Source organism: Xenorhabdus hominickii, from assembly GCF_002632725.1.
In the GTDB taxonomy this organism is placed as follows: Bacteria; Pseudomonadota; Gammaproteobacteria; order Enterobacterales; family Enterobacteriaceae; genus Xenorhabdus; species Xenorhabdus hominickii.
Genome location: NZ_NJAI01000001.1, coordinates 1,288,569 through 1,310,128 on the forward strand (window position 1 = coordinate 1,288,569; position 21,560 = coordinate 1,310,128).

At 45.5% G+C, this 21,560-nt stretch carries 20 protein-coding genes; 12 read left to right on the plus strand and 8 right to left on the minus strand.

Annotation, left to right across the window (positions count from 1 at the left end; all coding sequences use genetic code 11):
• Nucleotides 1-44: 44 nt before the first annotated feature.
• Both kdsD and Xhom_RS05760 read right to left on the minus strand, forming a co-directional pair.
• On the minus strand, nt 45-1,013 hold the full coding sequence (gene kdsD / locus Xhom_RS05755) for an arabinose-5-phosphate isomerase KdsD (RefSeq protein ID WP_069317795.1): 969 nt from the start codon (nt 1,011-1,013) through the stop codon (nt 45-47).
• Nucleotides 1,014-1,048: 35 nt separating this feature from the next.
• Nucleotides 1,049-2,026 carry a calcium/sodium antiporter gene (locus Xhom_RS05760; protein ID WP_069317796.1) on the minus strand — a complete coding sequence of 326 codons (978 nt, stop codon included), beginning with the start codon at nt 2,024-2,026 and terminating at the stop codon, nt 1,049-1,051.
• 231 nt (nt 2,027-2,257) lie between these two features.
• Here Xhom_RS05760 and mlaF point away from each other — a divergent pair, with 231 nt between their 5' ends.
• The 7 genes from mlaF to murA all read left to right on the plus strand — a co-directional run bounded on the left by mlaF (nt 2,258) and on the right by murA (nt 7,099).
• The gene (gene mlaF, locus Xhom_RS05765; RefSeq protein ID WP_069317797.1) at nt 2,258-3,061 is read left to right on the plus strand and encodes a phospholipid ABC transporter ATP-binding protein MlaF; all 804 of its coding nucleotides are present in this window, start codon (nt 2,258-2,260) and stop codon (nt 3,059-3,061) included.
• A gap of 10 nt (nt 3,062-3,071) precedes the next feature.
• Nucleotides 3,072-3,854 (plus strand): lipid asymmetry maintenance ABC transporter permease subunit MlaE, encoded by a 783-nt coding sequence (gene mlaE / locus Xhom_RS05770; protein WP_069318548.1) that lies wholly within the window; start codon nt 3,072-3,074, stop codon nt 3,852-3,854.
• Between the two features lie 4 nt (nt 3,855-3,858).
• Complete coding sequence (gene mlaD, locus Xhom_RS05775; protein ID WP_069317798.1) at nt 3,859-4,371, plus strand: outer membrane lipid asymmetry maintenance protein MlaD; 513 nt, start codon at nt 3,859-3,861, stop codon at nt 4,369-4,371.
• A gap of 33 nt (nt 4,372-4,404) precedes the next feature.
• A complete protein-coding gene (gene mlaC / locus Xhom_RS05780) occupies nt 4,405-5,034 on the plus strand; it encodes a phospholipid-binding protein MlaC (RefSeq protein WP_069318549.1) in 630 nt (209 codons plus the stop codon).
• Nucleotide 5,035: 1 nt separating this feature from the next.
• Nucleotides 5,036-5,389 (plus strand): lipid asymmetry maintenance protein MlaB, encoded by a 354-nt coding sequence (gene mlaB / locus Xhom_RS05785; protein ID WP_069317799.1) that lies wholly within the window; start codon nt 5,036-5,038, stop codon nt 5,387-5,389.
• Between the two features lie 135 nt (nt 5,390-5,524).
• Nucleotides 5,525-5,779, plus strand: a complete 255-nt coding sequence (ibaG, locus tag Xhom_RS05790) for a BolA family iron metabolism protein IbaG (RefSeq protein WP_069317800.1) — start codon at nt 5,525-5,527, stop codon at nt 5,777-5,779.
• A gap of 57 nt (nt 5,780-5,836) precedes the next feature.
• On the plus strand, nt 5,837-7,099 hold the full coding sequence (gene murA / locus Xhom_RS05795; RefSeq protein ID WP_069317801.1) for a UDP-N-acetylglucosamine 1-carboxyvinyltransferase: 1,263 nt from the start codon (nt 5,837-5,839) through the stop codon (nt 7,097-7,099).
• A 72-nt stretch (nt 7,100-7,171) separates the two neighbouring features.
• On the opposite strand, the gene degS is transcribed toward murA, so the two are convergent.
• The 3 genes from degS to zapG form a co-directional block, all read right to left on the minus strand.
• A complete protein-coding gene (gene degS / locus Xhom_RS05800; protein WP_069317802.1) occupies nt 7,172-8,230 on the minus strand; it encodes an outer membrane-stress sensor serine endopeptidase DegS in 1,059 nt (352 codons plus the stop codon).
• A 262-nt stretch (nt 8,231-8,492) separates the two neighbouring features.
• Nucleotides 8,493-9,872, minus strand: coding sequence for a Do family serine endopeptidase (locus Xhom_RS05810; RefSeq protein WP_069317803.1), 1,380 nt, complete (start codon nt 9,870-9,872; stop codon nt 8,493-8,495).
• Nucleotides 9,873-10,172: 300 nt separating this feature from the next.
• On the minus strand, nt 10,173-10,577 hold the full coding sequence (gene zapG, locus Xhom_RS05820; protein WP_069317804.1) for a Z-ring associated protein ZapG: 405 nt from the start codon (nt 10,575-10,577) through the stop codon (nt 10,173-10,175).
• Between the two features lie 304 nt (nt 10,578-10,881).
• On the opposite strand from zapG, the gene zapE reads away from it, so the two are divergent.
• The 5 genes from zapE (at nt 10,882) to sspB (ending at nt 14,669) form a co-directional block, all read left to right on the plus strand.
• Entirely contained in the window at nt 10,882-12,009 is a 1,128-nt protein-coding gene (gene zapE, locus Xhom_RS05825; RefSeq protein WP_069317805.1) for a cell division protein ZapE, read from the plus strand.
• Nucleotides 12,010-12,269: 260 nt separating this feature from the next.
• Nucleotides 12,270-12,698, plus strand: a complete 429-nt coding sequence (gene rplM / locus Xhom_RS05830) for a 50S ribosomal protein L13 (protein WP_012990147.1) — start codon at nt 12,270-12,272, stop codon at nt 12,696-12,698.
• A 15-nt stretch (nt 12,699-12,713) separates the two neighbouring features.
• Nucleotides 12,714-13,106: a 30S ribosomal protein S9 gene (gene rpsI, locus Xhom_RS05835; RefSeq protein WP_069317806.1), complete on the plus strand. Its 393-nt coding sequence runs from the start codon at nt 12,714-12,716 to the stop codon at nt 13,104-13,106.
• A gap of 435 nt (nt 13,107-13,541) precedes the next feature.
• On the plus strand, nt 13,542-14,183 hold the full coding sequence (sspA, locus tag Xhom_RS05840; RefSeq protein ID WP_069317807.1) for a stringent starvation protein SspA: 642 nt from the start codon (nt 13,542-13,544) through the stop codon (nt 14,181-14,183).
• 3 nt (nt 14,184-14,186) lie between these two features.
• Nucleotides 14,187-14,669 (plus strand): ClpXP protease specificity-enhancing factor, encoded by a 483-nt coding sequence (sspB, locus tag Xhom_RS05845; RefSeq protein WP_069317808.1) that lies wholly within the window; start codon nt 14,187-14,189, stop codon nt 14,667-14,669.
• A gap of 139 nt (nt 14,670-14,808) precedes the next feature.
• On the opposite strand, the gene Xhom_RS05850 is transcribed toward sspB, so the two are convergent.
• From Xhom_RS05850 to gltB, 3 genes are all read right to left on the minus strand, one after another.
• Nucleotides 14,809-15,315, minus strand: coding sequence for a hypothetical protein (locus tag Xhom_RS05850; protein WP_069317809.1), 507 nt, complete (start codon nt 15,313-15,315; stop codon nt 14,809-14,811).
• 316 nt (nt 15,316-15,631) lie between these two features.
• On the minus strand, nt 15,632-17,050 hold the full coding sequence (locus Xhom_RS05855; RefSeq protein WP_069317810.1) for a glutamate synthase small subunit: 1,419 nt from the start codon (nt 17,048-17,050) through the stop codon (nt 15,632-15,634).
• Nucleotides 17,051-17,060: 10 nt separating this feature from the next.
• A complete protein-coding gene (gene gltB / locus Xhom_RS05860) occupies nt 17,061-21,518 on the minus strand; it encodes a glutamate synthase large subunit (RefSeq protein ID WP_069317811.1) in 4,458 nt (1,485 codons plus the stop codon).
• Nucleotides 21,519-21,560: the final 42 nt, after the last annotated feature.

A 21,560-nucleotide genomic window follows, 5' to 3' on the forward strand; every position in this document is an offset into this window, starting at 1 on the left:
TTCTCTTTATTTATATCATATATGATTGGCTCAGTTTACTGGCTTTATACGACTCCGGCTTGTAAAAGATCGTGCATATGTAATACACCCAGTAATTTATCACCTTCTGTGACCAACAAGGAGGTAATATGGCGTGATTGCATCAAATTCAAGGCATCAACGGCCAGTGCGTTAGGTTTGATACGGACACCGCCAGCCGTCATGACATCAGCAATTTTTGCATTGTTTAAATCGATTCCCATATCGAAAATACGACGCAAATCGCCATCGGTAAAAATTCCCTTAATCTGCATATCATCATCGCAGATAACCGTCATACCCAGTTTTTTGCGGGTAATTTCCACTAAAGCTTCCCGCAGAGTCGCGGTGCTGGGGACATGAGGAATATCATTACCGATGGTCATTAGATCACTGGTAAGTAATAAAAGCTTGCGCCCCAGTGCGCCACCGGGATGGGAGAGGGCGAAGTCTTCAGTTGTAAAACCACGGGCCTGCAAGAGGGCAATGGCCAAAGCATCTCCCATGACGAGCGTTGCTGTGGTACTGGTGGTGGGTGCTAACCCCAGTGGGCAAGCTTCCTGTGGGATTTTAATACACAAATGGACATCTGCGGCTTTTCCCATGCTGCTGTCGTGATTGTTTGTCATACAAATTAATGAAATTTTCTGGCGCTTGAGAATAGGAACCAAAGTCAGAATTTCATTTGATTCGCCAGAATTGGAGATAGCCAGCACGATGTCTTTTGGTGTCACCATGCCGAGATCGCCGTGACTGGCCTCGCCCGGGTGAACAAAAAAAGAGGGGGTTCCTGTACTGGCAAATGTCGCCGCGATTTTTCGCCCAATATGGCCGGATTTACCCATTCCCATGACAATCACTTTGCCTTCGCATCCAAACATTAATTTACAGGCTTGGCCGAAATCGTCATTAATGTACTGCTCCAGACCTGCCAGTCCGTCAAGTTCGATGTGTAATACTTTCTTACCTGCTTGCTGAAAATCGATATTAGACATTTTTACTTTCCACTCTTTTCCCATTTAACCGGTAATTATTCAGTACCGTAATAATTAGAAACAAAAAGTACGACAAAATAAGCGATAAAACAGCCCAATAACAAGATACCGTTCAATCGGTTCAATCGATGCTTTCTTCCCAGACAGAATACCGTGAATAGTACACTAGCTGCCATCATGACCCAAAAATCCCGTGAAAAGGCATCAGGCGAAATGACGCTGGGGGAAAGTATGGCGGGAACCCCCAAGACGAGGGTAGTATTGAATACATTAGAGCCGACGATATTGCCCATTGCCATGTCATTCTCACCTTTTATGGCGGCTGCAATGACTGTCGCGAGTTCAGGCAGGCTGGTTCCTACAGCAAGAATTGTCAGACCAATGATTAGTTCACTGACACCATAAATGCGTGCAATGACGGTCGCATTATCAATCACCATCCGGGTGGAAATGGGCAGGATAATCAAACCCAGGACAACCCAAAGAAGTGCAATTCCTTTGTTGCCTTCGACAGGTAATTCTGAATTTTGTTCCTGAGTATAGCTATCAACACCATTATGTTGGGATGAAGCCGTCATCTTAAGCATCAATGAGATGAAGAAGAGGGCGGAAAGTAGCAGCATGATGCCATCCAGACGACTCAGGTAGTTGCTGGACAACAAATACCCGGCAAAAGCAGTAATCAGCAACATCAGGGGAACTTCCCGCCGCAAGATGTCTGATTTCACTGTAATTGGCCTAATAAAAGCAGCGGCTCCCGTGATCAGCAGCAGGTTAGTGATATTGGAACCAATTGCATTACCTACGGCCATGTCCGGCAATCCGTCTAAGGTTGCCGTGACTGAAACCATCAGTTCTGGCAGTGAAGTCCCGATGCCCATAATGATTAGCCCGATAACAAAGGGAGGGATTTTTAGGGAACGGGCAAAAACCGCAGCACCATAAACTAATCTATCGGAACCATACACCAGTAAAATAAACCCAGTAATGAGCAGTACAATAGTCAGAAACATGGAGTGTCCCTTAAATAAGAGTTATTCCGAGCATAATGCTAATAATGGTTGATTTTTAAACATAAAATATTTATTCAGCTAGACTTATACATTCTGACGGTCGAGAGATGAAAAGTAAAATTTGTCACAACTTTCCTAACGCAAATCGGGAAATTTTTTTGTAGTATGCAACACTGCTTATTTAAATCTAGTAATAAAAACAGTTCTATTAACGGTTAGGGGCTATCAATAATGAGTCAACAAACAGCAAATCTTATAGAGATCTGCGGCATGTATTTTACCCGAGGTCAACGCTCTATTTTTGCTGATATTAATCTGACCGTCCCGAAAGGAAAAGTTACCGCCATCATGGGGCCTTCCGGCATCGGAAAAACGACCCTGTTACGTTTGATCGGAGGGCAGATCCGTCCAGAACGTGGCGAAATCTGGTTTGATGGCGATAATATTCCGGCATTGTCCCGCCCACGTCTTTATGCTGCCCGTAAGAAAATGAGCATGTTATTTCAGTCAGGTGCCTTATTTACTGATCTGAATGTTTTTAACAATGTGGCTTTTCCCTTGCGCGAGCATACCCAACTACCTGAAGAGTTGATTCATACTACCGTGATGATGAAATTGGAAGCGGTGGGGCTGCGTGGTGCTGCGCAATTAATGCCATCGGAACTGTCTGGAGGCATGGCGAGAAGAGCAGCGCTGGCGAGGGCTATTGCACTCGATCCTGACTTAATCATGTTTGATGAGCCATTCGTCGGTCAAGATCCTATCACGATGGGGGTGTTAGTGAAGCTGATTGATGAGCTTAATCATGCGCTTGGTGTTACGTGTGTCGTGGTATCCCACGATGTGCCAGAAGTGCTGAGTATTGCCGATTATGCTTACATTGTGGCGGAAAAGCAGGTGATTGCAGAAGGTACGCCAGAACAATTGAGAGCAAATCAGGACCATCGGGTACGGCAATTTCTTGATGGTATCGCTGATGGGCCAGTACCTTTCCGTTTCCCTGCAGGGGATTACAAAACTGAGTTATTAGGATAATGGAATGTTGATGTTAACACGGGCGTTGTCAGCATTGGGCAGACGCACAATTGAGGTGATAGCCTCATTTGGTCGCGCGGGATTCATGCTGTTCAGTGCCATTATTGGTAAGCCTGAACCAGCCAAACAATGGATACTGTTACGCCAGCAACTTTATAGCGTAGGTGTGCAATCACTGTTGATTATTGTGGTTTCAGGATTGTTTATCGGTATGGTCCTCTCATTGCAGGGTTATCTGGTTTTGACCACATTTAGTGCAGAGGGCAGTCTCGGCATGATGGTCGCGTTATCACTGTTACGTGAATTGGGACCAGTAGTGACTGCGTTGCTGTTTGCAGGTCGGGCAGGTTCAGCGCTGACCGCAGAAATTGGTTTGATGAAAGCTACGGAACAGATTTCCAGTCTGGAAATGATGGCCGTTGATCCACTGCGACGTGTTATTGCTCCACGTTTTTGGGCTGGTTTAATCAGCATGCCTTTGCTGTCGCTGATCTTTGTCGCCGTTGGGATTATGGGTGGCGCAATGGTTGGTGTGGATTGGAAAGGCATTGATGGTGGTTTTTTCTGGTCATCCATGCAGTCTGCGGTGGACTGGCAAAAAGATTTGCTCAATTGTTTTCTCAAGAGTGTCGCTTTTGCCATCACAGTAACGTGGATTGCACTGTTCAATGGTTATGACGCTATCCCAACGTCGGAAGGGATCAGCAGGGCGACGACGCGCACGGTAGTTCATGCGTCGTTGGCGGTATTGGGTTTAGATTTTGTGCTGACAGCACTGATGTTTGGGAATTGAGTCGATGCAAAGCAAGAAAAATGAAATTTGGATTGGGGCTTTTGTCTTGATTGCGTTGGCTGCAATCATTTTTTTATGTCTGAAAGTTGCGGATATTCGATCCTTCGGCAATCAACCAACTTATCGTGTTTATGCCACATTTGACAATATCGGTACTCTGAAAGTACGTTCACCGGTAAAAATTGGGGGGGTCGTGGTTGGCCGTGTAGAGAGGATTTGGTTGGATCATAAAACCTATACGCCACAAATTGAGCTGGATCTTTTCACGCAATACGACAATATTCCAAGTACCAGTTCGCTTTCTATCCGAACCGCAGGGTTATTGGGGGAGCAGTATGTGGCACTCAATGTCGGGTTTGATGATCCTGATTTGGGAACTTACATGCTGAAAGATGGCGATCGTATTGAAGACACGAAATCTGCAATGGTACTTGAAGATTTGATTGGTCAGTTCTTGTATAAGAGCGGCGGCGGCAGTCAGGAAAAATCCGCACCGACATCTGGACAAGTACACTAACCAGCAATCCACTGCTTAGGAGAGATAATGTTTATGTTTAAGCGATTACTTATGATTGCGTTACTGGTGGTTGCGCCATTGGCCTGCGCCATGGACCAAACCAACCCCTATGCATTGATGAAAGATGCGGCGGAAAAAACATTTACCCATTTGAAGAACAAGCAACCCCAGATTAAGGCAAATCCAGAAGTATTGCGTCAGATTGTGCAGCAAGAATTGTTGCCTTATGTGCAGGTAAAATATGCTGGAGCACTGGTTCTGGGACCTTACTATAAACAAGCGACACCGGAGCAGCGTGACGCTTATTTCAAGGCGTTTGAGTCTTATCTGATACAATCCTATGCTCAGGCTCTGGCGATGTATCACGGCCAAAATTATCAGATTGCCCCAGAACAGCCATTGGGGGATAAGACAATAGTGGCTATCCGCGTCACCATTACTGATTCTAATGGACAACCGCCAGTTCGTCTGGATTTCCAATGGCGTAAAAACAGTAAAACGGGGTATTGGCAGGCGTATGACATGATCGCAGAAGGTGTGAGCATGATTACGACCAAGCAAAATGAATGGGTGGATATCCTGCGCAATAAAGGGATTGACGGTCTGACTGAACAACTGGCTATCAGTGCGAAAACTCCTATCTCTTTGGAAAAGAGCAAGTGACATGGAAAAAGATACGTTGGATAGCAGCTTAGCCAGTAAGAACGTAGCCAGTAAAAAAGCAGTCAGTTGGGAAAAAGTGGGTAATACGCTGTTTCTGCATGGCACGTTGGATCGTGATAGCTTGCTTCCTCTTTGGCAACAAAAAGCCAGTGTGCTTGAAGGCATCGAAAATATTGATGTTGCCCAGCTTAGTCATGTTGATTCTACAGGGTTGGCGCTGTTTGTCCGCTTGAAGGAAGAGTGGCAGCAAAATGGCAGGACTCTGACGCTTTCGAGGGTTGGAGAACGCCTGAAAACGTTGGTTGAACTATATGGTCTGCAAAGTCTTTTTGATGATAATCAGTCCACAACGTAATTCCTTCTTTCAATAATAATCAACGCCCTTGTAAGTCATCGTCTTACAGGGGCGTTTTTCTTGGTTTAAGAGTCGCCTGGATTCCATTACGATAGGCGTCTACTATTATTTTCTAACGACGAGTGTGAGCAATTTATGGATACTAATAAAATTAAAAAAGTGCTGATGGAAAATTTAGCACTTGATGAAGCTATCGTTAGCGGTGATGGCAGCCATTTTCAAGTTATTGTCGTTGGTGCCGTTTTTGATGGCCTGAGCCGTGTCAAACAACAGCAGACGGTTTATGCTCCTCTGATGGAATACATTGCTGATAACCGTATTCACGCGTTGTCAATCAAAGCATATACACCTGAACAGTGGCAGCGTGACCGTAAGCTCCAAGGATTTTGAGGCTGTTTGTCTCTCAGCGAACAGCACATTTTGAATTAAACAAGAGAATCATGACAGATGGATAAATTTCGTGTAAAAGGGCCAACCTGCCTGTCGGGGGAGGTTACTATTTCCGGGGCAAAAAATGCCGCGCTGCCAATTATGTTCGCTGCGTTGCTGGCAGAAGAGCCTGTGGAATTACAAAATGTTCCTGAATTGAAAGATATTGATACCACCATCAAACTGCTCAACCGTTTGGGAACAAAAGTAGAACGTAATGGCTCTGTTTTTGTTGATGCCAGTGGGGTTAACGAGTATTGCGCCCCTTATGAACTGGTCAAGACGATGCGCGCTTCCATCTGGGCATTGGGGCCACTGGTGGCTCGCTTCGGGCAAGGGCAGGTTTCTTTGCCGGGTGGCTGTGCTATCGGTGCCCGTCCTGTTGATCTCCATATTTCTGGGTTGGAGCAGCTTGGTGCGAAAATCGTACTGGATGAAGGTTATGTCAAAGCTTCTGTAGATGGCCGCCTTAAAGGTGCCAACATTGTTATGGATAAAGTCAGTGTTGGAGCAACAGTGACTATCATGACCGCTGCAACATTAGCGGAAGGCACAACCATCATTGAAAATGCGGCGCGTGAACCTGAAATTGAAGATACTGCTAATTTCCTCAATACACTGGGTGCGAAAATCCGTGGGGCTGGCACTGATCGCATCGTGATTGAAGGTGTTGAGCGTCTGGGTGGCGGTGTTTATCGCGTATTACCTGACCGTATCGAAACGGGCACCTTCTTAGTCGCTGCTGTGATTTCCCGTGGTAAGGTGATTTGCCGCCATGCTAAGCCGGATACACTGGATGCTGTATTAGCCAAACTGCGTGAAGCGGGTGCCGATATTGAAGTAGGAGAAGATTGGATTAGCCTTGATATGCATGGTCAGCGCCCTAAAGCGGTGACATTCCGTACGGCCCCGCATCCGGGTTTTCCGACTGATATGCAGGCTCAATTTAGTCTGTTGAACATGGTTGCGGATGGTGCAGGTATGATCACTGAAACTATTTTTGAAAATCGCTTTATGCATATTCCTGAGTTGATTCGTATGGGAGCTCGGGCAGAAATTGAGAGCAATACTGTTCTGTGCCACGGCGTTGAAAAATTATCGGGTGCTCAGGTCATGGCGACTGATTTGCGCGCCTCTGCAAGTTTGGTACTGGCAGGTTGTATTGCTGAAGGAACGACAGTTGTAGATCGTATTTATCATATCGACCGAGGTTACGAGCATATCGAAGATAAATTGCGTGGCCTTGGGGCGAATATTGAGCGTATTAAATCAGCCAGCTAAGCGGAGCTGATATCGACTTCCGTTCGAATAAGAATTATCCCTCGTCCATATTGGTGGGCGAGGGAAATTAATTTAGTGACCATCAAATTCATCAATTGTGACGTTAAGTGTGAGAGGAGAGCCATCACGCAGCACAATAACAGGCACAACGCTCCCCGGATGGATCTCAGCCACTTGATCCATGGTTTCTACAGGGGAAATCGCAGGTTGGTTATTAACACTGGTAATGATGTCGCCCACTTTAATGCCGGCTTTTTCGGCTGGTCCTTCCGGTGCAACTTGAAAAACACGCATGCCTTGAATCTGATTGATATTGCTGTCCGTTGAGCGAATACGGGGTAACTCTCTGGCGGTAATGCCAATGTATCCCCTGATGACTCGCCCGTCACGGATTAACTTCTGCATGATTGTCGTCGCCAGTTTTGTTGGAATGGCAAACCCTAACCCTTCAGGTGTTGTACCAAATTCTGACTTATCAAACGTCAAGGTATTGATACCGACTAATTCCCCCAATGTATTGACCAAAGCCCCACCGGAGTTTCCCTGATTAATCGAAGCATCTGTTTGCAGGAAATTCTGGCGACGTGTCTGGCTGAGGCCCACGCGCCCGGTCGCGCTGATAATCCCTTGCGTGATAGTCTGCCCTAAATTATACGGGTTGCCGATTGCCAACACGACATCCCCTACATGGGCTACTCGTTTGGGATTGATTGGGATCATGGGCAGATTTTTGGCATTAATTGTTAGGACTGCCAGATCTGTTGGATCGTCTGAACCGACCAGCAGAGCCTCATAAAAACGGCCATCTTGCAGCGCGACAATGATAGAGCCTGCTTTATTGATGACATGTTTATTAGTGATAATATAACCACGTTCACTCATAATGACACCGGAGCCTAAGGGTTGTAGTTCTCGGCTTTCGTGGGAAAAACTGCCCATGTTGCTGCTATAGATATTAACAACAGCCGGCGCCGCTCGCCGAACTCCTTGGCTGAAACTGTAAATTTTATTGTTGTCATTATCGCTCAGGAGATTTTTTAAGCCATTGGGACGGAATGAAGGGATGACGACCAATAAAATGGCTGCAATGAATAGACCTATTAGTATAGAGCGCAATAACTTGATCAGCATGGCATTATTCAATAATAAATGATTGAAAGAAGAATAGCATAGAAGTAGACAGACACGGCATTGTACAGTGTCTGTCATGGTTACTAGATTGTGCTTTTATAACCTTCGTCTTTCAAGTTGCCGCTTTGTTGGCTACGCTCACTTACCCCGGTCACATAGTTAGTTATGCTCTCGGGGATTCGTTTTCTTGCCGTCGCGCTGCAACTCGAAATCCATTGGATATATACCCTTGGTTTTTCAGTGGGTATAATGGTTAAATTGATTAATTGCGCAATAACAGATAAACATTAGCGTCGCCACGTATGACGTTCAGCGCGACAACAGAAGATTTTTCCTCAATGACTTTACGTAGTTCATTGATATTTCGAATTCGCACATTATTGGCACCGACAATAAGGTCATTCTTCTGCAAACCCGCCATTGCTGCCGGTGAATTCTGAGCAATGGAATCTACTTTGATACCTTCAGTTTTTTTCTCTGTGCCATTGCTCAGCGTTGCGCCTTTCAGGGCGACACTCAGGTTTTCTGCTTTTGTTGATTCACCATCACTGTTTTCCAGTTTGACGGTTACTTCGATAGGTTTACCCTTGCGCAGCAGGCCAATTTTGACTTCTTTGCCTGGGGCTGTTGTCCCGATTTTTGCCCGCAATTCAGCGAAGCTCATGACTCTCTTACCATCAAAGGAAACGAGCACATCCCCCGGCTTGATACCTGCTTTCTCCGCAGCTGATTTAGGTAAAACTTGGCTGACAAAAGCACCTTTCTGCGCATCAACGTTGAGTGCTTTAGCGATATCTGCCGACATCTCAGTACCCTGGATGCCGAGTATGCCACGTTTGACTTCCCCATTGGCAATAAGTTGACCAGCAAGGTTCTTGGCCATATTACTCGGGATAGCAAAACCGATACCGATGTTACCACCACCCGGTGCGATGATGGCGGTATTAATCCCGACTAATTCTCCTTTCAGATTAATCAATGCCCCACCGGAGTTACCACGGTTAATGGATGCATCAGTCTGGATAAAGTTTTCTAAACCTTCCAAATTCAAACCACTGCGACCAAGGGCAGAAATGATCCCTGAAGTGACAGTTTGCCCCAACCCAAACGGGTTACCAATTGCAACGGCATAATCGCCAACATGTAGTTGATCGGAATCAGCGAATTTAATCTCTGTCAGGTTTTTGGCATCTTTCAACTGTAAAAGCGCTATGTCAGTCTGTGGATCACGCCCGATGAGTTTTGCTGAATATTCACGACCATCGTTTAACTGAACATTCATTTTGCTGGCATTTTCAATAACATGGTTGTTGGTCAGCACATAGCCTTTATCTGCGTTGATAACAACACCAGATCCCAGACCTTTAAATGGGCGGCTTCTTTGCTCAGGTGAAGGGAAAGCAGGTCCAAAGAAGAATTGGAAATCTTCCGGTAACTGAAGTTGCTGATTTTGCACTTCAGTGCCTGAAACATGCACAGTGACAACAGAAGGAAGCACTTTTTCCAGCATTGGTGCGAGACTGGGTAATTCTTGAGAGGCCATTGCAGCAGGTAAGGCTGCATGACTTACCATTGGAACTGAAGCTAAAGACAATCCAATACTGATAGCGAGTGCGCTGAGCAATGTGTTTTTTCTTTTCATTGAATACGTTCTCATACCTAAGCCAGAAAGGGTAATTGTATGCACTTAAGCAACCTATCTTGTCAGGGAGTTTAATGCTCCCCAAAAAGTGATGCTTTATTGTGATAGGTTCTAAGTATCATTGTTTCGATGTTTTTATGACTGTCGATTATTCGGCAAAGTTCACTAATAATGTAGTTACAAGTAATTTCTTTACAGGTATTTACGTGAATCAAAAATAAAAAACAAAACTTTTTCGAGCAGAGAAGAGAAAAACATCGTTGGGTTGCCGTGGCATTGACTGTTACCACGGCAAAATAGTTACTGTTTCTTATCTTGAATAGGGCGAAATAGGCCAGAAGCACCTTCAGAATAATCACGTGGAGGCATATTCGATGCGACTTTACTTTTCTCAGCATCGGATTCGCCCAGGCGATAATTGAAAGGGTTATCCTGTATTGGCGTGTCAGGCATCAGTTCGCTGGAACTTTTAGCCATATGCTGATACAACTGGCGATAATCGCGAGCCATATTATCAAGTAGCTCAGCACTGCGGGCGAAATGACCAACCAGTTCTTTGCGGTATTCTTCCAGCTCAGCCCGATTTTTCTCTAACTCTGCCTGTAGTACACTTTGTTGGCGGAGCTTTGAGCTGCCAAAACGGACAGCTAACGCTCCGGCGATAAAACCAATGATTAATCCGATCAGTGCATATTCCCAAGTCATGGCAACTCCTTTAGTAACATCATTGTTCGTAATGTTTTAGAGCCGATCCCCTTATTTCGAGTAGGCTCTTAATGTCGTTACTACACTATAACCGTTAATTAAGTTGGAGTGGAATATTGATTATTAATTAATTTGCCTACCACCCAATATGTTAATTTTACACAAAATTGCACAAGTATGTAGTGAGCTACTTTCTGAGTTGGCAAAGAGTATAATGAACTGAAATCATAGGAGATTGCTACCACTCTCGCCAATAAAATGCCATATGTGCTGAGAATAAAAAATTTTAAGGATCGTCAATTTCATGTCACCGATTACACCTTCATCTCTCTATCAATCTGCGCTGTCTGACGGCCAGTATCAACCTGACGATGTACAGCGGAATACCGTTACACGTCTGGATATTATTCATCGCAATCTTATCAATGCTCGCTCTTGCCTTTCTCAGCAGCCTAAGGGGCTAAAAGGCATGTTGGGGAAATTATTTGGTCGGCAAGCACCTGAACGGTGTCGTCCGGTGCAGGGGCTTTATATGTGGGGAGGTGTCGGGCGTGGTAAAACGTGGTTGATGGATATGTTTTACCAAAGCCTGCCTAGCGAACGAAAATTGCGTCTCCATTTTCACCGTTTTATGCTGCGGGTACATGAAGAATTAACGATTTTACAAGGGAATGAAAATCCTCTAGAGGTGATAGCTGATGGCTTTAAGGCGCAGACCGATGTGCTCTGTTTTGATGAGTTTTTTGTATCAGATATTACGGATGCCATGATCCTCGGTACGTTGCTTGAAGCCCTATTTGCGCGGGGAATTACATTGGTAGCAACCTCTAATATTCCACCGGATGAGCTTTACCGCAATGGATTACAGCGTGCACGGTTTTTACCTGCCATTGAGCAAATCAAAAAATATTGTGATGTTATGAATGTCGATGCGGGTATTGATTATCGGTTACGCACGCTCACACAAGCGCATCTTTATCTGACACCATTGTCGGACGAAACGCGGCAGGAGATGCATCACATGTTCCTGCGATTGGCGGGGCGAGAAGGTGAACCGAATCCTGTATTGGAGATTAATCACCGCAGTATGCCTGCTATCAATAGTGTGGATGGAGTATTGGCCATTCACTTTAAAACATTGTGTGAAGATCCCCGTAGCCAGTTGGATTACATTGCATTGTCGAAGCTTTATCACTCTGTTTTGCTGCATGAGGCACCGATTATGACCGCGTTGAATGAAAGTGCAGCCCGGCGTTTTATTGCACTGGTTGATGAATTCTACGAGCGTCATGTAAAACTCATCATCAATGCTGAAGTCCCGATGGAGCAGATTTATCAGGGAGAACTGCTGACATTTGAATACCGTCGTTGCCTGTCCCGATTACAGGAAATGCAGAGCGAGGAATATCTGAAACTCCCGCATTTACCTTGATATATTTGCCCGTGAGAGTAAAAGCAAAATCAATCCACGGGATAATTATTGAATTTGGGGTCGATTTTTTACGATGACTTCTCTATAATCTTGCGACCCCACGTTACAGCAGGATTTTTTATTTCCCAAAAAACTTGCATTAGTGCCGGCATAGGCTACTCGAAGGGGTAGGTTTGCTGGACATGAGTCGTGTGAACCTCAAAACAGTTTCTGAACATCGAGTGTTCACCAACGTGTAACTTATAATTGGGTAAGCTTTAATGAAAACTTTTACAGCTAAACCAGAAACCGTAAAACGCGACTGGTATGTTGTTGACGCAGATGGCAAAACTTTAGGCCGTCTTGCAACTGAAATAGCTAGCCGTCTGCGCGGCAAGCACAAAGCGGAATATACTCCGCACGTTGATACTGGTGATTACATCATTATTGTTAACGCAGAAAAAGTTGCTGTAACTGGCAACAAACGTGCTGACAAGATTTATTATCACCACACTGGCCACATCGGTGGTATCAAGCAAGCGACCTTTGAAGAGATGATTGCCCGCCGTCCTGAGCGTGTCATTGAAATCGCGGTTAAAGGCATGCTGCCAAAAGGGCCACTGGGTCGTGCAATGTACCGTAAACTGAAAGTTTATGCGGGCAGCGAGCACAACCACGCGGCACAGCAACCACAAGTTCTGGACATTTAATCGGGATTATAGGCAATGGCTGAAAATCAATACTACGGCACTGGTCGCCGCAAAAGCTCTTCCGCTCGTGTCTTCATTAAGCCAGGTAGCGGTAACATCGTAATCAACCAACGCAGCCTCGAAGTTTACTTCGGTCGTGAAACTGCGCGTATGGTTGTACGTCAACCACTTGAGCTGGTTGAAATGCTGGACAAACTGGATCTGTACATCACTGTTAAAGGTGGTGGTATCTCTGGTCAGGCAGGCGCAATCCGTCACGGTATTACCCGTGCACTGATGGCTTATGACGAGACTCTGCGTTCTGATCTTCGTAAAGCTGGCTTCGTTACTCGCGATGCTCGTGAAGTTGAACGTAAGAAAGTGGGTCTGCGTAAAGCACGTCGTCGTCCACAGTTCTCCAAACGTTAATTTGTTGCCACCGTTGTGGCAGTGGATTAAAGTTAAAAGGCCCGTCATTTTATGGCGGGTTTTTTTATTCTCTTGATTTTTTAGTCTTCGATAATGCGCTTTTTTTTGAAAAAAATAGCACATTAAAGAAACAAAATTTTAGACTCCGATATTTCATCATTAATTCTCAATGTACTTCCCCACAAAATGTGCAAAATCTGGTAGACTAGTAACAATTTTTTGCCTTATCCGTACGTTTGCCTGATTTGGCAGAGGTGGAATATATCTCTTAGACTTCGGACTTCTCGTTGCAACTAACAAAACTGCCACTTGAAAGATGAAAGGGATGATAGCCTCAGATAATAAGTGCGAAACAGGATGAGAATATGAGCGAGAATAGCCGCTGTTCATTGAAGGGCTGTTCGTTCCTTTGTTTAGATAAACTTGGAGGTTTTCATGGCTGTCGCTGCCAACAAACGTTCGGTAATGACTCTGTTTTCCGGCCCGACCGACATTTTTAGCCATCAAGTGCGAATTGTACTGGCGGAAAAAGGGGTCAGTGTTGAGATTGAACACGTTGAAGCAGGTAATTTGCCTCAGGATTTGATTGATCTGAATCCTTACCAATCGGTTCCTACTCTCGTTGATCGTGAGCTGACTCTGTATGATTCTCGCATCATTATGGAATATTTGGATGAGCGTTTCCCTCATCCACCACTCATGCCTGTGTATCCTGTTGCTCGTGGCTCCTGCCGCCTGATGATGCATAGAATTGAAAAAGACTGGTATTCCCTGATGTATAAAATTCAGGAAGGCAATGTTCAGGAAGCTAATGCTGCACGGAAGCGACTTGCTGAAGAATTGATGGCTATCGCGCCTATTTTTAGAGAAATGCCGTTCTTCATGAGTGATGAATTCAGCTTGGTGGATTGCTACTTGTCTCCGTTGCTGTGGCGTTTGCCTATCTTGGGCGTCGAGTTGTCTGGCCCGGGTGCAAAAGATCTTCAAGTCTATATGCAGCGTGTATTTGAGCGTGATGCATTTTTGGCTTCATTGACGGAAGCAGAACGTGAAATGCGTTTACAAACACGGAATTAATTTATGGAGATGACTCAAATGTCTCCACGCCGCCCTTATCTATTGCGGGCACATTATGAGTGGCTGTTGGATAATGACCTGACCCCGCATATTGTTGTGGATGTTAGCTTATACGGAGTAAGCGTCCCGATGGAATATGCGCAGAATGGGCAAATTATCCTGAATATCTCGCCGAGGGCGGTTGGTAATTTGGAATTGACTAACGATGAAGTTAGGTTCAATGCCCGTTTTGGTGGTGTTGCCCGTCAGGTTTATGTTCCGATGGCGGCTGTGATTGCGGTTTATGCTCGTGAGAATGGGGCTGGGATGATGTTTGAGCCAGAGGCTGCTTATGAAACGGATACTGAGTCAGAAGAAATGGCTCCGCCAGTTGCTGACAATCTGGTATTTATCAGAGACAGCAGAGCTTCTCGCGATGATAATTCGCCCGATGACGAACCTCCTCAACCACCAAAAGGTCGCCCGACCTTGCGTGTTATAAAATAATCATATCGAACCTGTTATCCCATAGGATTTCAAATTGCAGCCAACCAAGTCGCAGATTGAAAGATGGGATAATGGTCATGATATAAAATAAAGGAGATTATTATCTCCTTTATTTTTCAAACAAATTTTTATTCAGATGTTAAAAATAGAGACTGTCGGCCGCATCCAACTGCAAGAGACACACTTCTACATTTTCTTTGTTGCTTCCAATATTGGATTTTCTGGCTGCGTTCAAGCTATCTGAGACTTTCTTTATAAATTTTTTGTGTCCATCTGAGCTTGAGATCGTTGCAGGGATATTACAGATTTCACTTGGTGAGAAAGTACGATTTGATTTTGCTAAGGCTAATACTTCTACCGGATTATTAATCAAAGCCAATGACAAGGCGCTACTCACTTGTTGAGAAAATTTGGGATTCATATTGGAGGATAATGCGAAAGCAACTTTCAACCATTGACTATCACCTGTTGTAATATTATGCGTGATTTCATTTTCTTTTCCTTCCTCCCCTAATTGCGCCACCACAGAATTTACTCCTCTTTCATACAGTTGCTGCATGATTTTAGCAGGTGTAGATAACCCCGCAATTGATGGCGAACTTACCAAGAATATAAAAGAGAAGAGCGTTTTTAGGAGTAAGGGCATATATTTCTTCCTGTTATTATAACTTTAATAATATTTTAATTTATTTATATTAAATCAGTTGCACTGAGAAACTTTCTGTTCGAAAAAGACAAACCTTATTGCTGTATTGTGGTATTGCACTATTGTTGTATTGCTGTAACGAATAGGAGATTAAATTTGAATATTTAGCTTTAGGATATAAGAATAGTCGCATAACTCAAAAAAATACAACTGTTGTGGTAGTAAGAAAAAAATAAAAAAGAGAGATTTTTTAATTTATTGAGATATTCTCCGGCCAAAAGGCCGGAGACGTCATCAAAAGGAAGGGGATTGAGTATTACACTGCAAGATAATCGAGAATGCTGGAGGCCGCTGTCCTGCCTTCGGCAATTGCTGTTACCACTAAATCGGAACCACGAACGGCATCCCCGCCCGCGAATATTTTGGGGTTGCTGGTTTGGAAGGGGAATTCGCTGGACTCAGAAGCTATAATGCGCCCTTTTTGATCGAGATTAACTTGATGTTTATCCAGCCAGCTCATGGCATGAGGTTTAAAACCAAACGCCATGATCACTGCATCAGCCTCTATCAAGATTTCAGAGCCTTGAATAACCTCAGCTTGACGACGGCCTTTTTCATCAATGGCTCCCAGTTGGGTTTTTACAACCATGACATTACAAACTTGTTTTGCATTATTAATTTCAATGCTTATTGGCTGGAGATTGAAGAGAAATTCTACCCCTTCTTCTTTGGCATTTTTTACTTCACGGCGGGAGCCGGGTATATTCTCTTCATCTCGCCGATAGGCACAAATAACACGGGTTGCGCCTTGACGAATCGAAGTCCGAACGCAGTCCATTGCTGTATCACCGCCACCCAATACCAAAACACGCTTACCTTTCATATCAATATAAGGCTGTTCCGGTAAAGCCGGATAGCCCATCAACTGACGGGTATTGGCGATTAAAAAAGGCAAGGCATCATATACACCGTCAGCATCTTCGTTTTTCAGCCCACCACGAATGGATTGATATGTGCCAACCCCAAGAAATACAGCATCATATTCTGTGGTGAGTTCGGACAGCGTGATATCTTTACCTATCTCCGTATTTAGGCTGAATTCGATCCCCATCTCAGAGAACATTTCACGGCGGCGCGTCATCACTTCTTTTTCCAGTTTGAAAGCAGGAATACCAAATGTGAGTAAGCCACCAATTTCAGGGTGACGATCGTAAACCATCACTTGTACGCCGTTGCGGGTCAGGACATCAGCACAAGATAGCCCTGCGGGGCCAGCACCAATGACGGCCACGCGTTTGCCTGTCGGGATGACATGCGACATATCCGGCTTCCAGCCCATCGCAATGGCCGTATCGTTAATGTAGCGTTCAATGTTGCCGATGGTGACAGCACCGAAGTCATCATTCAGCGTACAAGCACCTTCACACAGGCGATCTTGTGGACAGACGCGTCCACAGACTTCCGGTAAGCTATTTGTCTGATGTGATAATTCTGCTGCTTCAATAATGCGGCCTTCATTGGCGAGTTTTAGCCAGTTTGGAATGTAATTATGTACCGGACATTTCCATTCACAATATGGATTGCCACATGAAATACAGCGATCCGCCTGTGCTTGGGCCTGAATCTCTGAAAAGGGTTCATAAATTTCCACAAACTCTATTTTGCGGATTTTCAACGATTTTTTCGGCGGATCGACACGCTGTAAGTCGATAAATTGATAAACATTCTGACTCATTTTTGACTCCTCACTGTGCCTGAACCCGCAATTCCGCAGAGGAACGGCAACGGTGTCCTAACAATGCGCTGACATCACTGGATTTGGGTTTCACCAATGCAAATTTATTGACCCATAGTGACCAGCTTTCCAATAGGCTTTCTCCATGTAGAGAACCCGTCAGACGGACATGTTCGGTGATCAATCCACGTAGATGCTCTTTGTGAATGGCAAGGTTATCCATGGAGAGCACTTCCACCAGTTCTGGATTAACGCGCTTGCGAAAATCATCGAATTCATCAAGCACGTAAGCGAACCCGCCAGTCATGCCTGCTCCGAAGTTCACACCAGTGATGCCGAGAACACAGACGATCCCACCTGTCATATATTCACAGCCATTATCACCAATCCCCTCGATAACGGAGATGGCACCTGAATTACGCACTGCAAAGCGTTCACCAGCACGACCGGCGGCAAAGAGTTGCCCGCCCGTGGCCCCATAAAGGCAGGTGTTGCCGATGATCGTTGCCTCGTGGCTTCTGAATGCCGAACCCACCGGAGGACGAATGACTATCCGCCCGCCCGCCATACCTTTGCCAACATAATCATTGGCATCGCCTGTTAAGAACAGTTCGACACCGCCTGCATTCCAGACGCCAAAACTTTGCCCAGCGGTTCCGGTAAAATGCAGCTTGATGGGATCGGCCGCCAACCCTTGATCACCGTGTCGTGCCGCAATTGCACCAGAGAGCGAAGCGCCAACAGAGCGATCGGTGTTTTGGATATCAAAATAGAATGTTTTGCTCCGTGAATTTTCCACATAAGACATGGCCTGAGTGACGATCTCTTTATTTAACTCACCCTGATCAAAAGGTTGATTGCTTTCTGTACAGTGCTGTTCTTTGCCCGCATGAGGTTCAGCCGTTTCCAGCAGTGGCTCAAGATTGAGCTTACTTTGCTTGGCAGAAATACCTTCAAGTATTTCCAGCAAATTTGTTCGACCAATCAAATCAGTCAGTTGTTTCACACCTAATTGCGCCATCAATTCACGTGTTTCTTGTGCAATAAAGTGAAAGTAATTAATCACTCTTTCAGGCAAACCGTGATAGTGAGATTGACGCAGTTTTTCATCTTGGGTTGCGACACCCGTCGCGCAGTTATTTAAGTGGCAGATCCGCAAGTACTTACAGCCGAGGGCAACCATTGGGCCAGTCCCGAAACCGAAACTTTCCGCACCTAAAATTGCCGCCTTGATGATATCCAGACCTGTTTTCAAACCACCATCAACCTGAAGGCGGATTTTATGGCGTAGCCCATTGGCAACTAATGCTTGCTGCGTTTCGACTAATCCCAACTCCCACGGGCAACCAGCATATTTTACTGAAGAGAGGGGGCTGGCTCCGGTTCCACCATCATAACCAGCAATGGTAATCAGGTCGGCATAGGCCTTGGCTACCCCTGTTGCGATGGTTCCCACGCCCGGTTCAGAAACCAGTTTGACTGAAATCAGAGCCTTTGGGTTAACCTGCTTAAGATCGAAAATCAGTTGGGCTAGATCTTCAATGGAATAAATATCGTGATGTGGCGGCGGAGAAATTAATGTGATACCCGGTACGGAGTAGCGCAATTTGGCGATATAAGGTGTGACCTTATCCCCCGGCAACTGACCTCCTTCTCCCGGTTTTGCACCTTGTGCAACTTTTATCTGGATCACGTCGGCACTGACCAAATACGCAGGTGTAACCCCAAATCGACCCGAGGCAACCTGTTTTATGCGGGATACTTTTTTTGTCCCATAACGTGCGGGATCTTCCCCACCTTCGCCGGAGTTGGAAAAGCCTCCCAACGTATTCATCGCTTCTGCCAGTGCTTCATGAGCCTCAGGGCTTAGCGCGCCAATTGACATGGCTGCGGTATCAAAACGCTTGAACAGAGCTTCTGCTGGCTCAACCTCATCAATGGAAATCGGCTCATCTTTAGGAGAAATGGCGAGCAGATCCCGCAGTGTTGTAACGGGGCGTCCATTCACCAATGCGGAATATTTCTGATAATCACGGTAGTTTCCACTGTGAACCGCAGCTTGCAGTGTGTTAACAACATCAGGGTTATAAGCGTGATATTCCCCATTATGGACATATTTCAGCAATCCCCCTTGATCGATGGTGTGGCGATGGAGCCATGCCCGTTTGGAAAGATTAAGCAGGTCTTGTTCAAAATCGCTGAAATCTGCGCCTTCAATACGGCTGATGACACCATTAAAGCAGAGTTCTGTCACTTCAGGGTGCAGACCGACCGCCTCAAATAATTTAGAGCAGCGGTAAGAGGAAATGGTCGAAATGCCCATTTTGGACATAATTTTATACAGCCCTTTATTAATGCCGTTACGATAATTCAGCATAGCCTGAGCGTATGGCATGTTGATTGTGCCATTATCCACCATTTTCCCCAGTGACTCATACGCCAGATACGGGTAAACAGCGGTCGCGCCAAAACCCAACAACACTGCAAAATGATGTGGATCACGTGCACTGGCTGTTTCTACGATCAAGTTGGCGTCACAGCGCAGGTTTTTCTCCACTAAACAGTGTTGTATGGCGCCAACAGCCATTGGAGCAGGGATCGGCAACCTTTCTGGCGAAATATTGCGGTCGGACAGTACCAGTAATACAGCACCATTACGGACAAATTGTTCAGCTCTTTCGCACAAGGTTGAAACTGTATGCTTAAGACTGATTTCTTGTGGATTGAAAGTCAGATCCAGTGTATCAGCGCGATAATGGGACTCATGATGAGTCGTCAGTTGTACAAAATCAGAATAGAGCAAAACAGGGGATTTAAAGCTCAGTCGATGAGCTTGTCCTTCCGCTTCACAAAAAACATTCATTTCCCGGCCAATACGGGTAGTCAGCGACATAACATGAGCTTCACGTAGTGGATCGATAGGCGGATTGGTGACTTGGGCGAATTGCTGACGGAAATAATCGTAGATGATGCGTGGACGGCTGGAGAGGACGGCAAATGGTGTATCATCCCCCATTGAACCCGTTGCTTCTTGTGCATTTTCGCCAAGGGCGCAGATAATCTGCTCCAACTCTTCATTGCTGTAGGCAAATTGCTTGTGATAAGTGGCTAGCAACCGGTCATCCAAACTTCTCTGGCCGACTTGGTCTTCCGACAATTCATCAAATGGCGTCAAGTACTTCACATTTTTCTCCAGCCACTCTTTGTAAGGATGACGGCTTTTCAAATCATTATCCGTCTCCGCGGAATGCAGAATACGGCCTTCATAAGTATCGATCACCATTAACTCACCCGGCCCAACGCGGCCTTTTTCCACAACTTCATCAGGTTGGTAATCCCAGATACCGACTTCAGAAGCACAGGTAATCAGTTTATCTTTGGTAATCACATAACGGGCAGGGCGTAAACCATTGCGATCCAGATTACAGGCTGCATACCGTCCATCGGAAATTACGATACCGGCTGGCCCATCCCACGGTTCCATATGCATGGAATTGAAATCAAAGAATGCGCGCAGGTCGTCATCCATATCAGGATTATTCTGCCATGCAGGGGGAACCAGCAAACGCATTGCGCGAATTAAATCCATACCACCATTGAGGAACAGTTCCAGCATATTGTCCAATGAGCTGGAGTCAGAACCTGTTTCATTGACGAAGGGAGCGGCGGTATACAAATCAGGGATGAGGGGAGTACGGAATTTATAGGCTCTGGCTCTGGCCCACTCACGGTTTCCCGTAATGGTATTGATCTCCCCATTGTGGGCCAGATAGCGAAACGGCTGTGCCAGCGGCCAGCGGGGAACAGTATTGGTTGAAAAGCGCTGGTGGAACAGGCAGATAGATGATTCCATTCGCAAATCGGCTAAATCCGGATAGAAACGAGGTAAATCGGCAGCCATGCACAATCCTTTATAAATCGTGACCAGATTGGACAGGCTACAAATATAAAAATCGTTATCAGTAATTCGTTTTTCTATCCGGCGTCTGGCAATAAACAGGCGTCGTTCGAGATCTTGTTTCCGCCAGCCGACAGGTGCATTGACAAAAATTTGCTCAATACGAGGGAGGCTTGATAAGGCAATATCACCCAAAATATCGCGATTGGTGGGAACTTCCCGCCAACCAGCAATGGATAGAGTTTCGTTTTGTAATTCTTGTTCGATGATATCTCGGCATGACTGAGCGATTTTGGCATCTTGACTCAGAAATAACATACCGACGGCATAGTTTTTGGCAAGCCGCCATGACTGCTCGCTGGCGATCATCTGAAAAAAACGATCGGGTTTTTGCATTAATAGGCCACAACCATCGCCTGTTTTTCCATCCGCTAAAATTGCGCCCCGATGCTGCATCCGGGCCAGCGCATGTATAGCTGTACGCACTACTTTGTGGCTTGGCTCACCTTCAATATGCGCGATTAATCCAAAACCACAGTTATCTTTTTCCTGCACTTGATCATATAACATTGTAACGCTCCCCAAGTTCTGTCCGGCTCTCTCATCACTCGC

Excerpts from the sequence above, each read along its gene's own strand:
- zapE (WP_069317805.1), top strand. The coding sequence starts at position 10,882 with ATGTCACCGATTACACCTTCATCTCTCTATCAATCTGCGCTGTCTGAC.
- Xhom_RS05810 (WP_069317803.1), bottom strand. The coding sequence starts at position 9,872 with ATGAAAAGAAAAAACACATTGCTCAGCGCACTCGCTATCAGTATTGGA.
- Xhom_RS05850 (WP_069317809.1), bottom strand. The coding sequence starts at position 15,315 with ATGCCCTTACTCCTAAAAACGCTCTTCTCTTTTATATTCTTGGTAAGT.
- rplM (WP_012990147.1), top strand. The coding sequence starts at position 12,270 with ATGAAAACTTTTACAGCTAAACCAGAAACCGTAAAACGCGACTGGTAT.
- kdsD (WP_069317795.1), bottom strand. The coding sequence starts at position 1,013 with ATGTCTAATATCGATTTTCAGCAAGCAGGTAAGAAAGTATTACACATC.
- murA (WP_069317801.1), top strand. The coding sequence starts at position 5,837 with ATGGATAAATTTCGTGTAAAAGGGCCAACCTGCCTGTCGGGGGAGGTT.
- rpsI (WP_069317806.1), top strand. The coding sequence starts at position 12,714 with ATGGCTGAAAATCAATACTACGGCACTGGTCGCCGCAAAAGCTCTTCC.
- zapG (WP_069317804.1), bottom strand. The coding sequence starts at position 10,577 with ATGACTTGGGAATATGCACTGATCGGATTAATCATTGGTTTTATCGCC.
- Xhom_RS05855 (WP_069317810.1), bottom strand. The coding sequence starts at position 17,050 with ATGAGTCAGAATGTTTATCAATTTATCGACTTACAGCGTGTCGATCCG.
- mlaF (WP_069317797.1), top strand. The coding sequence starts at position 2,258 with ATGAGTCAACAAACAGCAAATCTTATAGAGATCTGCGGCATGTATTTT.
- mlaE (WP_069318548.1), top strand. The coding sequence starts at position 3,072 with ATGTTAACACGGGCGTTGTCAGCATTGGGCAGACGCACAATTGAGGTG.
- degS (WP_069317802.1), bottom strand. The coding sequence starts at position 8,230 with ATGCTGATCAAGTTATTGCGCTCTATACTAATAGGTCTATTCATTGCA.
- sspB (WP_069317808.1), top strand. The coding sequence starts at position 14,187 with ATGGAGATGACTCAAATGTCTCCACGCCGCCCTTATCTATTGCGGGCA.
- mlaD (WP_069317798.1), top strand. The coding sequence starts at position 3,859 with ATGCAAAGCAAGAAAAATGAAATTTGGATTGGGGCTTTTGTCTTGATT.
- mlaC (WP_069318549.1), top strand. The coding sequence starts at position 4,405 with ATGTTTAAGCGATTACTTATGATTGCGTTACTGGTGGTTGCGCCATTG.
- gltB (WP_069317811.1), bottom strand. The coding sequence starts at position 21,518 with ATGTTATATGATCAAGTGCAGGAAAAAGATAACTGTGGTTTTGGATTA.
- ibaG (WP_069317800.1), top strand. The coding sequence starts at position 5,525 with ATGGATACTAATAAAATTAAAAAAGTGCTGATGGAAAATTTAGCACTT.
- mlaB (WP_069317799.1), top strand. The coding sequence starts at position 5,036 with ATGGAAAAAGATACGTTGGATAGCAGCTTAGCCAGTAAGAACGTAGCC.
- Xhom_RS05760 (WP_069317796.1), bottom strand. The coding sequence starts at position 2,026 with ATGTTTCTGACTATTGTACTGCTCATTACTGGGTTTATTTTACTGGTG.
- sspA (WP_069317807.1), top strand. The coding sequence starts at position 13,542 with ATGGCTGTCGCTGCCAACAAACGTTCGGTAATGACTCTGTTTTCCGGC.